18 protein-coding genes and 2 pseudogenes are annotated in these 13,687 nt (G+C 60.1%); 9 read left to right on the top strand and 11 right to left on the bottom strand.

Translation table 11 applies throughout. The annotated features are described in order from the left end of the window. A partial coding sequence (locus GSQ92_RS29150; RefSeq protein WP_159014846.1) for an inorganic diphosphatase occupies positions 1-402 on the top strand: 402 nt, incomplete at its 5' end. 226 nt (positions 403-628) lie between these two features. Next, on the top strand, positions 629-1,039 hold the full coding sequence (locus GSQ92_RS29145) for a hypothetical protein (RefSeq protein WP_159014845.1): 411 nt from the start codon (positions 629-631) through the stop codon (positions 1,037-1,039). A 667-nt stretch (positions 1,040-1,706) separates the two neighbouring features. Here GSQ92_RS29145 and GSQ92_RS30660 read toward each other — a convergent pair. The 3 genes from GSQ92_RS30660 to GSQ92_RS29910 are packed head-to-tail and all read right to left on the bottom strand — an operon-like array spanning position 1,707 to position 3,699. Further along, positions 1,707-2,042: a hypothetical protein gene (locus GSQ92_RS30660; RefSeq protein ID WP_216857033.1), complete on the bottom strand. Its 336-nt coding sequence runs from the start codon at positions 2,040-2,042 to the stop codon at positions 1,707-1,709. Positions 2,043-2,053: 11 nt separating this feature from the next. Next, positions 2,054-3,079 carry an L-dopachrome tautomerase-related protein gene (locus GSQ92_RS30655; RefSeq protein ID WP_216857032.1) on the bottom strand — a complete coding sequence of 342 codons (1,026 nt, stop codon included), beginning with the start codon at positions 3,077-3,079 and terminating at the stop codon, positions 2,054-2,056. Positions 3,080-3,090: 11 nt separating this feature from the next. Further along, positions 3,091-3,699, bottom strand: coding sequence for an aldo/keto reductase (locus tag GSQ92_RS29910; protein ID WP_216857031.1), 609 nt, complete (start codon positions 3,697-3,699; stop codon positions 3,091-3,093). Between the two features lie 123 nt (positions 3,700-3,822). Here GSQ92_RS29910 and GSQ92_RS29135 point away from each other — a divergent pair, with 123 nt between their 5' ends. Further along, complete coding sequence (locus GSQ92_RS29135; protein WP_159014844.1) at positions 3,823-3,981, top strand: hypothetical protein; 159 nt, start codon at positions 3,823-3,825, stop codon at positions 3,979-3,981. Positions 3,982-4,358: 377 nt separating this feature from the next. Here the strand turns inward: GSQ92_RS29135 and GSQ92_RS29130 are convergent, their stop codons facing one another. The 4 genes from GSQ92_RS29130 to GSQ92_RS29115 all read right to left on the bottom strand — a co-directional run bounded on the left by GSQ92_RS29130 (position 4,359) and on the right by GSQ92_RS29115 (position 6,743). Continuing rightward, the gene (locus GSQ92_RS29130; protein WP_216857030.1) at positions 4,359-5,063 is read right to left on the bottom strand and encodes a hypothetical protein; all 705 of its coding nucleotides are present in this window, start codon (positions 5,061-5,063) and stop codon (positions 4,359-4,361) included. Between the two features lie 26 nt (positions 5,064-5,089). Continuing rightward, positions 5,090-5,344 carry a 4-fold beta flower protein gene (locus GSQ92_RS29125; protein WP_159014843.1) on the bottom strand — a complete coding sequence of 85 codons (255 nt, stop codon included), beginning with the start codon at positions 5,342-5,344 and terminating at the stop codon, positions 5,090-5,092. Positions 5,345-5,779: 435 nt separating this feature from the next. Continuing rightward, complete coding sequence (locus tag GSQ92_RS29120) at positions 5,780-5,986, bottom strand: hypothetical protein (RefSeq protein WP_159014842.1); 207 nt, start codon at positions 5,984-5,986, stop codon at positions 5,780-5,782. Positions 5,987-6,158: 172 nt separating this feature from the next. Further along, positions 6,159-6,743, bottom strand: coding sequence for a DUF4239 domain-containing protein (locus GSQ92_RS29115; protein WP_159014841.1), 585 nt, complete (start codon positions 6,741-6,743; stop codon positions 6,159-6,161). Positions 6,744-7,150: 407 nt separating this feature from the next. On the opposite strand from GSQ92_RS29115, the gene GSQ92_RS31490 reads away from it, so the two are divergent. Continuing rightward, positions 7,151-7,285, top strand: coding sequence for a hypothetical protein (locus GSQ92_RS31490; protein WP_256367152.1), 135 nt, complete (start codon positions 7,151-7,153; stop codon positions 7,283-7,285). On the opposite strand, the gene GSQ92_RS32070 is transcribed toward GSQ92_RS31490, so the two are convergent. Continuing rightward, complete coding sequence (locus tag GSQ92_RS32070) at positions 7,282-7,578, bottom strand: MarR family transcriptional regulator (RefSeq protein WP_371418621.1); 297 nt, start codon at positions 7,576-7,578, stop codon at positions 7,282-7,284. The genes GSQ92_RS31490 and GSQ92_RS32070 overlap by 4 nt on opposite strands. 123 nt (positions 7,579-7,701) lie before the next feature. Beyond that, positions 7,702-7,896 (bottom strand): MarR family transcriptional regulator, encoded by a 195-nt coding sequence (locus tag GSQ92_RS32065; RefSeq protein ID WP_159014839.1) that lies wholly within the window; start codon positions 7,894-7,896, stop codon positions 7,702-7,704. Between the two features lie 314 nt (positions 7,897-8,210). On the opposite strand from GSQ92_RS32065, the gene GSQ92_RS29100 reads away from it, so the two are divergent. Beyond that, entirely contained in the window at positions 8,211-8,387 is a 177-nt protein-coding gene (locus GSQ92_RS29100; RefSeq protein WP_159014838.1) for a hypothetical protein, read from the top strand. Between the two features lie 1,045 nt (positions 8,388-9,432). On the opposite strand, the gene GSQ92_RS32060 is transcribed toward GSQ92_RS29100, so the two are convergent. Both GSQ92_RS32060 and GSQ92_RS32055 read right to left on the bottom strand, forming a co-directional pair. Then, positions 9,433-9,702: a MarR family transcriptional regulator gene (locus GSQ92_RS32060; protein ID WP_371418620.1), complete on the bottom strand. Its 270-nt coding sequence runs from the start codon at positions 9,700-9,702 to the stop codon at positions 9,433-9,435. Between the two features lie 610 nt (positions 9,703-10,312). Then, the gene (locus tag GSQ92_RS32055; RefSeq protein ID WP_371418619.1) at positions 10,313-10,594 is read right to left on the bottom strand and encodes a MarR family transcriptional regulator; all 282 of its coding nucleotides are present in this window, start codon (positions 10,592-10,594) and stop codon (positions 10,313-10,315) included. A 59-nt stretch (positions 10,595-10,653) separates the two neighbouring features. On the opposite strand from GSQ92_RS32055, the pseudogene GSQ92_RS31335 reads away from it, so the two are divergent. The 4 genes and pseudogenes from GSQ92_RS31335 to GSQ92_RS29075 form a co-directional block, all read left to right on the top strand. Further along, positions 10,654-10,956 (top strand): annotated as a pseudogene (locus GSQ92_RS31335) (transposase); the annotation flags it as partial. Between the two features lie 26 nt (positions 10,957-10,982). Next, positions 10,983-12,143, top strand: a complete 1,161-nt coding sequence (locus tag GSQ92_RS29085; protein ID WP_371418080.1) for an IS30 family transposase — start codon at positions 10,983-10,985, stop codon at positions 12,141-12,143. A gap of 12 nt (positions 12,144-12,155) precedes the next feature. Then, a pseudogene (locus GSQ92_RS29080) lies at positions 12,156-13,024 on the top strand (IS3 family transposase); the annotation flags it as partial. A 57-nt stretch (positions 13,025-13,081) separates the two neighbouring features. Beyond that, positions 13,082-13,456 (top strand): hypothetical protein, encoded by a 375-nt coding sequence (locus GSQ92_RS29075; protein ID WP_159014835.1) that lies wholly within the window; start codon positions 13,082-13,084, stop codon positions 13,454-13,456. Positions 13,457-13,687 lie beyond the last annotated feature (231 nt).

The raw sequence follows: 13,687 nt of genomic DNA, 5'->3' as shown, positions 1-13,687 counted from the left end.
AGACTGAAGCATGTCCTGCCCGAAGGTATGCTTTTCCCTTTTGACTTCGGATTCATTCCTTCGACCCAGGCCGACGACGGCGACCCCATCGACGTTCTGGTGTTGTTGGACGCGCCGGCGATATCCGGATGCGTGGTAGAAGCGCGACTGATCGGAGTTATCGAGGCTGAGCAGCGTTCCAAGGACGGTGCCTGGGAGCGTAACGATCGCCTACTGGCCGTCACGACGCACGCCCGAACTCATGAACATGTGCATAGCCTGGATGATCTTCGGGAAAATCTCCCTGCCGAAATCGAGACCTTTTTCCAAAATTACAATCGGCTCAATGGCGGCGATTTTCGCGTCACGGGGCGCGGTGACCGCGCAGCCGCTCAAAGGGCGGTCGAGAAGGCGAAAATTTGAACGGAGGCGTGGCGATCGAGTTCGTAACCTCGCCGTGCTAGGTGCTCTCATGTCGAGCGACGTCACCGCATGCATGCGGCGAGCGAATCGAGTGTCATAAGTTCCTCTCGCAAATTCCTCGGTTTGAGAGGACAGCTGGCGGGCTTACATCTAGGATTCTCTTTTTCGGTGCAGCGAAAGAGCCTCAGCAGTGAGGAGGACGATCCTAGAAGGTGGGAGTCGCTGAATGTGGCGCTACGCGGTGAGCGTCGCGTCACTGATGCGCTCGCAGATGGAGCTCAAGGACGCTCGTGTCGGATCCGATCTGAGGCCGATGGCTCCGAAAGGGCCCCCGTTGCCTGATGCCCGTGCCAATGTCTACTGCTATCCACTAGTGTTGAACGGCGGCGCTGCATTGCCCACTGCGGCGGCGGTCGCCTTCCCCGCGGACCCCGCGCCGGCGCTTGGGGCTGAACTGGAAGCTGCCGGTGAAGCCGACGGCACAGGCGGCGATCCTGTGGCTGGCGAGTTTGGTCCAGTGCATGCAGACAATGCGGCCGCTCCGATGCCGATCGCGAAAAGCGCAAAAATTTTCATCATCTCAATCTTCTGGATCAGCCCAGACCGAGGCGTATGCGGAAAACACCAGCGGCGGTAACGGCCAACATGGCTGCGAGCAGGGGTTGGAGTAGAAGCTCGGGCTTTTTCAGCTAAGCCTCAGGCCTCCCTCCTCATTTTATAATCCCCCTTCCCAGCTTCGCTGAGGCCGCCCGTCATGAACTTACTCTGATTGCGGTGGAACCCGATTGGCGATTTTCTCAACGAGACCGCGATCTTCCTCGGAAGCCTCCTCGGGGACCGTAATGATGAGGCGGAGATCCGGGCGTTCCCTGCGAAGGATCATGGCGGCGGCGAGCAAGCTCTTTAGATCATGGAAGCGTCGCTCTGCATCGAGTGTGCAATCTGGGTTCACTAGCTTGAGCCGCCACCCTAGAGGGGAGAAGCTATTCATCTCAGAATGACATCTGCATTACAGTGTTCAATAGTGATTGGGGTTTCTGAGTCGGGCTTCCACCGACTGCGACCAACGGGATTGGAAGGTCTCCGCCCCTAGGAGTGGGTAAACCCCTATGGACGCAACGAGACTACGCGAGATCTCACCACGCCGAAATTCGACTTTAGGATACAGAAACGCTACGAAATGTAACTGGGTATTGCAGTCGGCTCCGGCACGGATTTTGCGCCACCGCTTGCGTCATCAGTAACGAAACGGCTGCTCGGGGAGACTGCCTGCGCTGGCCAGGGCGATAGGCTCGATGCCCGTCTCATCGCCAGGACAGATGCGGCGCTGGGGATTGATGAGCGGCGAACTTGAACAGCGCTGTTGAGATCGATGAGGGCGCCCGTTGCTTGAACCAGTAGGTGTCCTGGATATGGGACGCCGTCACGTACAATGTCCCGTCGGGCCCCTCCGACATCGTGTCGGGCCACCGCAAGCGCTTATCAGTGACGACGATCTCAGCCCGTTCGTTGACCCACCGTTTGACGGAATTGTCCTCTGGAGACGTGATGTAGAGGATCCCCGCCTTGCTCATCCAGAGGCCATCCGCGACATTGGTTGTGCCCACCGTCTTGACGGCGGCCTTGATGTCAGCCGCCAAGGTCGATCGGGTCAGCTTCGCAGTGGCGTGGAATAGAGCGTCTTTCCGGTCAACGCCTGCCAGTACAACGTCTCCCCATCATTCGACAGGGCGATGCCGTCGGCGGCGAAGGCCGGCTGTCGACCGTCCGGCCGGCGCAACGGCTTGCCGTCGACATGGACGACAACGTCCTTTTCAATCTGCGTGCTCGCGTCCCCATCAAGCGCACGGAAGGCAGTTCCGTCTTCAAGATTCACGACGATAATGGCGCCACGCGTGCCGGAATCGGTGATGTACCCAGTCTTACTATCGGGGCTGAAGCGGATATCGTTGAGGTAGGTGCCCTGAAGCGCCACCTCAGGCGAGAAGCTGATTACCTTCGTTACCTTGTTCGTCACGAGATCGATCCGGACGAGCTTCGGGCCGCCGGGCAGGATCTTCTCGTTGCCCGGCGCCGCCGGATCGAGAACCCAAAGTGCACCATGCTGATCAGCGACGACCGACTGGACGCACACGAAGTGATCCTCAACCGACATTTTGGTAGCGCTCGCGTTTCGCCAGCTGTTCCAGGTCTGATCCGGATACGGACGCAGCTTGCCGCCGGGCAGAAGCTCAGCGACCGAGATGGGCGCATCATCCGTCCATCGCGGGAAATTTACGAAAATACGGCCGTCCGTCGTCACAGTCACTCCCGTCACCTGGTGTCTGAAGGTCGCAACTTCTGTGATCCCCTCCGCCGAAAACGCGTGCCCCGCAGCCAGGACAACGCCACCCAATGCCCCGGCTAGCACCACGGAGAGGGTCAATATAGAACGTGTTTTGGACATCTCGCCCCCCTTTGAATCAACCGGCAATTCGGTGGTCCTGCTGGCGGATGCAAGCCAGCGGTTCTTCACAAACCTTGACCGCTGGGTCTTCGTCGCCAATACGGCGGTTTCCTGCCGCTGTGCGATGGGGAAGATGATGTCTTGGAAGCTGTCGTGATGCGCGTCCATGATGTTCACCGGCATCTGAACAGTGTCGAAATGGCAACTGTGGCGAACTGCGACTTCGAACATCTTGCGATGGATCAGCGGGCTCTTGTTTCCGGTAAAGCCGATATAACGAACCCTTCTTCATTGCGCGCCTTCAATATCGCTTCCAGCGCGCCGCCCGACGCGAAGACGCGATCGGGATCGTCATCCCGGATGATCTCATGAAACTGGATCAGGTCGAGATGATCGGTCTTTAAGCGACGCAGTGAGGTTTCGAGCTGTCCCATAGCCGCGGCCGCTGTGCGGCCATCGATCTTGGTCATGAGAAAGACGCGGTCGCGATAGCCGTCCCGCAGCGATTTTCCGAGACGGATTTCGCTCTCGCCGCCGTTATAGTCCCAGCAGTTGTCGCAGAAGTTGATGCCGGCGTCGACGCCCGTACGGATAATGCGGATCGCGGGTTCGGTGGTAGGACCATTGGGCTCGGGCTTGGCGAGATGAAGGCCACCCATGCCGACGAGGGACACGCGCTCGCCAATTGTGCCCAAAATGCGGAACTTCATGTCTCCGTCCTGGATCGTTTCAGGCGGGGGCCAGTTGCCGGCGGTGGGAGGAATGGCGCTGGCAGCGGCACCGAGAGGCGCGCCGGCCATAGCGACCGCCGCACCCAAGGCAGTGACCTTTAGCAGATCACGTCTCTCCACGATCGTCCTCTTTCGGTTGAGTCCGGCCGCCGAGAGCGCGGATAGCTGCGCAAGCGGCACCGTAGCCGTTGTCGATATTGACGGTCACGAGCCCCGGTGCGCAGCTCGCGAGGATGGCGTTGAGTGCTGTATGGCCGCCTCGGCCACCCCGTAGCCGACCGACGTGGGCGCGGCGATGATGAGGCCGGGGACGAGACCACCGATTACGCTCGGCAGCGCCGCATCCATGCCGGCCGCGACGATAACGACGGGAAACCGGGCGATCTCCTCCGCCCGGCGTAGCAGGCGCCAGAGGCCCGCGACCCCGACATCGATGATCTCCTGGCGTCAAAGCCTGCGAACCGCAAGGTCCGGATCGCTCCCGCGCCACGGGCACGTCCGACGTGCCGGCCGTAACAACAGCAATTCGCTTCGGCTCGACGATTGGATGCGGCGCTCCCGCGAAGGCAGTGCTTGAGACAGGGTCATAGTCGAAGGTCTCGCGGTGGGACACGGCCAGCTCGTCGAACCGCGTCGCATCCAGGCGGGTCAGCAGCAGGCTGATGCCCTTCGCCTTTGCATGCTCTACGATTGCCACGATCTGCGCCGGAGACTTGCCGGCGCAGAAGACGGCCTCACTGATACGGACCCGCCGGTCCCTCAGAGTGTCGAGAAGAAATTCATCCGTTATCGTCATACTGGCGCGCGCAGGAAGCCTGAGCCGACGCGATAGGCGGCAAAGGCAATCGGGCGGTCAGCAAGCCCATGGTTTCGGGCCAGATTGGCGAAGGCGCGAGCCACCTCGCCCTCGCCCTCGCACGGAGTCGGGTGAGCGTCGCCGCGTCCAGTTCCACAACAATTCCTGTTCCGCGCACGCGGCAGCGAACGGCACCAGGCGACAGCGCGTTCCGCAGCATTATCTCTGCCGCGTCGATCATCGCCAGGGTGCTCGGGTCAATGACAATACCGGTCTCGACTCGGCTTGCGAGACATGGCGCGGAGGGGAGCGCCGCCACAGCACCGAGGCCGCAGGCGGCGGAGAGGGCCCGCACCGTAGCCTTGTCGATGCCTGCCCCAACGAAGGGATGGCGTACTTCGTGATCTCGGGCCGCGTCCAGTCCAGGGCGATACTCGCCCAGATCATCAAGATTAGTGCCCCAAAGGATGGTTGAGCGCGTGGGCGCGGCAATGGCACCGTAGAGATTCGTCTTGCAGAAAAAGCAGCGGTTCGCCGGATTAGCGCGATAGCGCGGATCAGCGAATTCCCCGGCATTGAAGACATCCAGTGACCATCCACGGGCCGAAGCCAGTGCTCGGGTCCGGACCGTCGCTTCGGCGGGCACTGCGGGTGATGTCGCATGATGCATGGTGACACGCGGTCCCATCACCTCATGCGCAACGGTCGCGAGCGTCAGGCTGTCAACACCGCCGCTGACTGCGACGGCACGAGCCTCATGAAGGCATCGGGAGTAGCGCCCTCCATTCCACGAACCGACCCGAATGTCATGCGGCGTCCCAGCGCCTGGCCGTCCACTCCATAGATGACGCCGCCCAGAATGCGGCCAAGCTTAAGGCCGCTCGAGGTGGTGTAAATTATCCCGTTGGTGACGTAGGCGACCTCTGTGCCGCCCGCGTCGTAGATGCAAAGCCTATTCAGGGTCTTCATACTGATCGACCTCCTTAAGCCACAGTCTACCCTGGCTCCGGCACCAGCTCGAGCGCCGAATCCGGATCAGGACCGTGCATGAACTGGCGGTGATGCGAGGTGCACCGAACGACCGGGCGGGCGACACCCGGCATTCCCCGCACCGCGTAGGCTTCACCGCATCCTAGACCTTCATGTCCCCGTGGCCCTGCATCAACAGCCGTGTCGGCACGGTGGTGGATCGCTTGCATCTCGGGCATTGGGCCTCGATGTGGCACTCGGGCCAATCCGAGAGGTGATGTGACCGGTCGAACGCAATCGGATGTATAGAGCTGAAGATGAGAACAAGCTGCGAACCAGTCCAGACACCGGGAAGCCATTGGTGGACTGGCTAATCTCCAACCGGAGGTTCTCTAAATGCCGGGAATCACCAGCCTGCAAGACCTGAAGCTGCAGCTACAGTTCGAAGTCTATGTCCCACGGTATCCGATCGCGCACGACCAGAAGGTAATACGCCCAGCCGCAAACATAGATGACGACCGTCAAGATCATCCAAGCGGTGAAGACGAGCCAACCGATTGTTCCCGTCAGCAGTGCGATGATTCCCGCCGCGATCATCCCTAGCGCGACCCCGTGGTTAATCAGCAAAGTGTAACGGGACATGATAGCATCCGCGGCCTGTTCCTGAGGAACATGGGAGTCACGGGCCCTTGCGGCTAATTAGCCAACAGCTGGCGTTACGATTTGTAGCAACTCAACCTCGGATGCCGTTAAAATCAGCGGTCACCAGTTTCATCCATAGCGGGCTCTGCGACGGATGAGGATTGGGATGATACTAAACAGCGCTGATGCGGTGGCTGCTCTCGGCGGATATCAATTCCTCGCGAAGCACTCCGCTGCCAAGCTGGAAGGTTCTAATAGTTCTCTGCGTGTGTGCCTGTTCAAGATAGTCGAGAATTTGCTGCCGCAGGCCGAGATCAGCGGCGTCGGCAGGACGCAGACGCGCCACCGCAACAATGGCGGCGTGCAGCATGTCATCGACCTCGACGTTCTCGCTCCGGGTCGAGAACATCAGCGGCCATTCCTGGCGGATGACACCCTCGACATAGGTTTGCTCGGCCTTCAGCACTGGGAAGGCCTGACCTGGCGGCAGAGCAGTCGCCAGTACTGCCGCGCCTTCAAGTGCACTGCACTCGAGCTCGACTGAGCTTGCGGCGTCATTAAAGTCGCTCCAGACCTCGCTGAACACGAAGGCGAGCAGAACCGCAAAGATCACGCCGAGCTGAAGGAAGATGGCCGTGCCGACCTCCTGATGCCGTCGTCTGACATCTACGTGGACGCGGCGGTGAACAAGCGCGCTAACCATGCCAGACAGAAGCGTACAGACCAGGATGATGGCGAGGGCGACTGTCAGTGACATGTGTCGCCCTTAGCAGAGGCTGCGGGCGAAATCACTGCACGCCACCTTGAGTTGGTCGCTACCACCCCCGCCGATCGCGCACCCGGCCCCACATAAACATTAGCGCCAGCACCACGACGACGAGGACGACGGCCTGCGTGAGCGTGAGCTGGTACAGTTACGGCGCCTGAGTAAGCCTCCGCGGCTCGAGGATTTCCTCCCGCCATCGCTCAACCATCTCGGGAGTGACGGGGCCTGCCGTCCTTCAGCCTGGTCAGCCTGCCCATCACCTTGAAGATCAGGCCATAGATCAGCCCATGGATAACGGCTGAGATGTCCACGTGCGCCATCCAGTCGGTCATTCCACCGCCGTAGCCGTAGTGATGGTGGGCGAACAGGCGCGCAACCGGGGTCCATTATCACCGTGAGTGGCGCTGGCGCTCCAGAAGGCACGCAATGTCGTCGTGGCCGGCTATGCCATCGAGACGCCGACCGAACGGCGTCTTGGAGCCAAAAGTTTCGACGGCGTCGATCCTTCCGGCAAGGTAACGCCTCTGCCCTAACGCGGCGCGCCGCGGTGCACAACCTCGCGCGGCGAGAAACGGGTTTTAGATGGTTTCGCGAGGCTACTGCAGAGCGCACGGCCCGAAGGCGTGAGTTGCAGGAGCGTTACGCGTCCATCTACCGGGTGGGGTGCTCGGCGTATGAGACCCTCAGAGGCGAGCCTCTTAAGGGCGTGGCTACCCGCCTGTCGCGGGATGCCCAGCTTCGCGCTCAACTTCGTCAGCGTCCACTCAGCCTCGGAGTCATAACAAACCAGCAGGGCCGCCAGAGCGCGTAGGGTGAAGCGGTCCATCCTCCTGTGCAGCAAGGCATCGAGGCAATTCTGCAGGAAAACGAACGGGTCGGGCGCGGGAGGATGCTTGGCCATCGATTGACGCTGCCGCGCCCCGCGTCGCACCACTACATGTCGGTGCAGCTATCTGGTCGAGAGTGGTACACAGGGCGCCTCAAAGGCCCTGGCGAGGCAGCCGCACAGGGCTTGGCCGGATGTCTTCAGTCGGACAAGGCTCGACCGGCGGTCAGACGGATCAGGCAGCCGGGACACCAGACCTTCCGTCACGAGCCTATCGAGCATGTAACTTACAGCCACCTGTGATACGCTAAGTGTCACGCTGAGATTCGAATCGTCCAGGGACGTTCTGGAGCAGTATAACAAACGAGTATAGTAGTTCCGGCCGCGCGCAGCGTTAGGCGGTGCCTTCCAGCGCAGAGCAACGCGTCGATGCTGTCGCGCCGTCTAGAATGGGAGCGTACTTGTCGATTTGGACGTTACCTGCACGTTGCGCCACTGCATGGCTCTGCTATTGAATCCGCTCGCACCTGCAAGATGCAAAGTCGCATCAACGCTCCGTGATGACGCGGCGGGTGGCGGCAAGTCTTCTTGTCTCCATATCAGGGAACCTTGCAACTCGGAAAGACAGTGTTATGGCCGACTTGGTCCCAGAGGCGATGTTCTACGCGGACGCGCGAATTGACTCCAAAAAGGCTGCTGAACTGAATTCCGAACTAGTGGAGCGTCTGGGCGAGCTGATCCCCCGAACGCCCCAGTACATAAACGTCGCAGATGCCTTCCACGACGAAGTAGCTGCGAGGAAGGCCTAGCGCCGCAGGATCGTTGTCAGACACCGACGATTAGCAGCTGAACTCTTCCCGCCTCTTGCATCTCCGACGCCACCAGTGGTCAGAACTCATCGAGACATCTGCCTGCGCGGTGCGGTGGAAACTTTGATCAGCCCTGACGAACCTCGGGCCTTCACTCGCTGGTTGGCGACGAGTCGCGAGATATCTTGCAACCAGACTTGCGATACTGAGCACGACTGCCGAGCCGACGAGGATGGCTGAGATGTCAATTTGATAGTGAGGGTCCATATCTGACGGATTCAAATACGAAGATGCGAAGCAGATTGCTGCCAAGATCAGAAGTGCTCCCGCCGCAAGCGGCCAATATTTCAACAGCACGCGCATCGGCTGGCCATTCCATCTCGTTAGAGAGTCTAAGCGTTTAATGTCGCGCGGTTTTGCGATCGGCGAAGACGTGGCGTGCCAGCCAGCCGGCCCCGTAGAGGCAAACCGCCGAGCCGAACGGGACGGCGGCGAGAATTACTAAGTTAGGATTGTCCACGCTGTGCCGGTCAAAGAGCGAGACGGCTGACGCAAGCGCAGACAAGACCAGCAATGTCCCGATCGAAGACACCCACACCCACCACACAACTCGGTCTAATACTGCCGCGCGGAGCGTCGCCGAGGCAACCATGACCGTGAGCTAACCTCCAGAAAGGTTCTGTCCGTCTAGGTCGGAAGCCCGCATGATGGGCCTTTCAAAGGTTTTGGCACCTGGCGGAAGGAGAAGCACATGTAGGCGCTAAGACGTAACGCGGATACGCGACAGATTGAAGATCACGCACACACTGGCGAATAGTGCAGCCGATAACGAACGCCCGCCCAGGTGCGTTGCAGTCTGGCTCTGCCGGAGTAGCCTGACCTTGCGCCTTGCTACCTTGGGTAGCAACCGCGTTTTATTGTGTTCCCGCAACACGTTTACGGCATCGAGTCCATTGACCGAGCGCAGTAGTGCACAATCGTCGAAGTCACGAGCAGAGAACAAAGCCCCCGTGAGAGATGCGGCACGCTCCCTCGACCTCCGGTCCTATGCGCGCTCAGGCGCTTTAGATGCCGTGACGAGTTTGCGACAGAGTCCACGGCCAGATTGCGTGAGTAGCGCAAGCCTTACCCGCCCATCGGATGGATGGGGCACCCGGCGTAAGAGACCTTCCGCCGCGAGTCGGTCGAGTGCGTAGCTTGTTGCCCCCTGAGGTATACCGAGCTTTACGCTCAGGCTGGCCATCGTCCATGGGGGTTCCGCATTATAGCAAAGGAGGAGGAGGACTGCCACTGCTCGCAGCGTTAGGCGGTGCATCCCGCTGTGAAACAAGGCGTCGATGCTGTTCTGCAAGATCATGGTGTTCTCGGCGGGAAGGTTTTCGACCATCGCCTTGGATTACTTCAGCCCCTCGGCTTATACGAACTGTTATTCGGCAACTTCCAAGAGGCGAATTTAGTAGCGCCTCGGGATGAGCGAAGCGTCCCCATCAGTCCAACCCGCCTTTAGCCGATCAGTCGCCCTCGAAGACGCGCCGCGCAGCGCGACCAACCAAAGATACCCCTGCGGCCGACGCGATGAGGAGGGCGCCCGTTGCGACAACCCATAGTCACCACACAACTCGGGCAAGCGCCTCCGTGCGCTCGGGGGTTGCGAGATGATCTGAGACCGCAGAAACAATCCTTCTCATGGAGCTCCCCGAGTCTCATTTCAGCATTGGGGATCGTAGGTAACCTCCCTAAAAATGTCGTCAACCAGCGTTAAGGTGCAGGAATGGACCTGTAGGTCTTGGGGTGGATCGAATACGCTCGGAGAGATTGTATGCCCTGAAACTCGCGGGTGATCAGAGAGCAGGTCGCTTCGGGCTTTTACTTCCCATAGCATCGTGTCATCTTGGCTAGCGTGCCACACCAAGACAATCAGGACTTCATTGACGAGCGGTCGTTGAAGCCTGAAGGCTTCCGAAGCGCCGACAAAAGACGTGCCCTCGCGGCGTTGCGACAATTAGCACGGAGCGACGATCCCGCGGGTCCGGTACACGGCGCGCGAGTTTATAGGCCTCCAGGGTGTCTACCGCGCGCGTAATGCCCGGCTTATGCGTTCCGACGACCGGCGATAGGCCCCTGACGGTTTGAGGGCCACTTGAAGTATGGCAGGCGAGCAGCACGCCAAGCTGACGCAGCGACAAGTCAGGGTCTTTGCTGCGCACGAGCGATATGGACTTGCTTCGGAAAAGTGGAGAGCTCCTGATGCGTTGAGAGGAGTTTTCTGGCCATGAAGCAGAAGCGGTTCACGAAGGAGTTTGAGGAGGAGGCCGTCCGTCTATGACGCACGAGCGGTCGGACGAAGGGGGAGATCGGCGAGGATCTTGGCGTCAGCTTGTCGACCTTGACGCGATGGCTGTCGCAGAGGCGGGAGCGGGAGATGGAGGAGCCGGATCGGCGATCTCCTGGCGAGGACCCTGCGGCTGAGCTAAAGCGGTTGCGGCGAGAGAACGAAATCCTCCGCCAGGAGCGGGATATCCTGAAGCGAGCCACGGTGGGTTCAACTGGTCGACGCAATCTGGTTGATTTCATAACGGTCAGAGAGGTTCCGCGATGGCGCAAATGGGTCGGCCTGGATTATCCGCCGGACAGAAGCGAGAGTTGTGGAACCGATGGAAGGCCGGTGAGTCGCTGAGCGACATCGGCCGAGCGCTTGGAAAGCATGCTGGATCGATATTCGGGGTGGTCCTTGCCAAGGGCGGCATTGCCCCGCCCTTGAGGACGAGAAGCCGCTTGGCGCTGACGGAAGGTGAACGAGAGGAGATATCGCGTGGTCTGGTGGCCGGACTGCCCTTCCGTTGCATCGCTGTCCAACTCGGGCGCTCCCCATCCACCATTGGCCGTGAAATAGGGCGCAACGGAGGACGGAAGCACTACCGTGCGACTGGCGCTGACGAGCGTGCCTGGCAAAAGGCACTTCGTCCAAAGCCTTGTCTGCTGGCGACCAATAGCCAGCTCCGGGACACAGTTGCGGAAAAACTGCAGGCGAAATGGTCACCACAGCAAATTGCTGGGTGGTTGAAGGTCGAGCATAGCGATGACGAGGCGATGCGGGTGTCTCACGAGACCATCTATAAAAGCCTGTTCATCCAGGCCCGTGGCGCCCTGAAACGGGAATTGCTTTCGAATCTGCGCAGCAGGCGCATCATGCGGCGCGCCAAGACGTCGACAACCGACGGACAGCCAAGGGGACAGATCATCGGAGCCGTATCGATCAAGGATCGGCCTGCTGAGATCGAAGATCGTGCCATACCTGGTCACTGGGAGGGTGACCTGGTTTCTGGCGCCAAAAACACGCATATTGCCACCTTGGTAGAGCGTCAGTCCCGCTTCGTGATGCTTATTCATGTCGGTGGCAAAGACAGCGAAAACGTGGTGGATGCCCTCATCCGCCAGGTCGGAGAGCTGCCTGCGGGGCTGATGTCGTCGTTGACCTGGGACCGCGGCATGGAACTCGCACAACACAAGCGCTTCACGGTCGCGACTGACGTGGATGTCTATTTCTGCGATCCACAAAGCCCGTGGCAGCGCGGGAGTAACGAGAATACGAACGGCTTGCTACGTCAATACCTACCCAGAGGATTGGATCTGTCTACCCAGAGTCAGGACGATCTCAATACAATCGCGCTAAGCCTGAACACTCGGCCCAGAAAGACCCTTGGCTACCGAACGCCGGGTGATATGTTCGCCCAAGTGGTTGCGTCGATCGGTTGAACCCACCACGGCTTTTTTCGCCAAGGAGGGAAGTCGATGAGGTTCAAACTCATCGACGGGGCGAAAAAGGACTTCCCTGTCCAGCGACTTTGCCGGGTGCTTGATGTCAGCGAGAGTGGCTATTTCGCCTGGAGGTCCCGTTTCGCCAGCCGGCGGCAACGGCAGGATATGGTGCTGCTTGCGCATGTCCGTTCGGCCTTCGCCCTATCGAACGGCACCTATGGGAGCCCGCGCATGACGCGGGAGCTTCGTGATCAGGGCCTCACGGTTGGGCGCCGTCGCACCGCACGTCTCATGCGGGACAACGGTCTGCGAGCTCGGCAAAAGCGCCGTTTCAAACGAACGACGGACAGCGAGCACGTCTGGCCGATTGCCCCCAATCTTCTGGACCAGGATTTCACCGCCACGGTGCCAAACGAGAAATGGTCGGCGGACATCTCCTACGTATGGACCAGGGAGGGGTGGCTTTACCTGGCGATCGTGATGGACCTTTTCTCCCGGCGCATTATTGGCTGGTCGGTGAGTGACCGCCTGCACCGCAATTTAGCCCTGGCCGCACTTCGTCGGGCTTTTGCCATTCGCTGCCCGGAACCCGGGCTGATCTGCCATTCGGACCGCGGCAGCCAATATTGTTCGATCGACTCCGCCAGCATGGCGCTCACATCTCAATGTCCGGCAAGGGCAATTGCTATGATAACGCGATCGTCGAGACCTTCTTCAAAACCCTGAAGTCGGAGCTCGTCTGGAGAACACTCTTCATGACCCGGCAAGATGCCGAGGCCGCCATCGGTCGCTATATCGACAGCTTTTACAATCCCGTCCGGAGACATTCGTCACTGGATTTCGTCAGCCCCGCCACCTACGAGAGGCAGGCCGCCTGATTTAAAACAGCTCTCCACTTTTCCGAAGCAAGTCCACCCTGGACGAGGATCATTGTAATGCATAAGGAAACACAAGCTGCGTTGTGGCTCACGACGGGCGTGCTCACGATACACAAAGGTTTGCACGAGCAGGAGACCGCCATGCCTGATCCGCGCCAGTCGGAGGATGATGAGATAAAGGCGGCACGAGCCGAGGTTGAGTTTCAACAGGTGGCCGGAATTGCGCGGACGAGGCGCGACCGAGGCGAACTCTCGGCCGGCGCCTATACGGTGATCCTCGAGCGCGCGAGGAATCCCGAGACGCCGCCGATGACGATGCGGGCGCAGTGTAGGGCCGGAGACGAAGCGCGCCCAGGTTCCCGCGGACCGCGCGCAGAAGCCTCTGCCGCAAAGGGTCGGCGCGTCGGCTCAGGAGAGGATTCCATGACTTGACAGCGCTACGGGCCGCAGAAGGCTAGCGCTTCGTGTTGTGGTGTAAGCGAGTGAGGCGCTCTCACCAGGTGCCACGCTCCCAATCTTGTGAGGGTCTAATCCGCGACATGGGTTGCGCGGAGAAACTGGAGACCCACGTCGACGTCTCCACGCGATGATCAGCTTCTCGCAATCGGCTTGTTCAGCCGGTCGGTTGAGAGCCCATCGCCTGGAACGTTCTCGATTTCGACC

Source organism: Acidisoma sp. S159 (genome assembly GCF_009766125.1).
In the GTDB taxonomy this organism is placed as follows: Bacteria; Pseudomonadota; Alphaproteobacteria; order Acetobacterales; family Acetobacteraceae; genus Acidisoma.
Note: the sequence above shows the minus strand (reverse complement) of the source record. Positions and strands in the feature narration are given on the sequence as shown.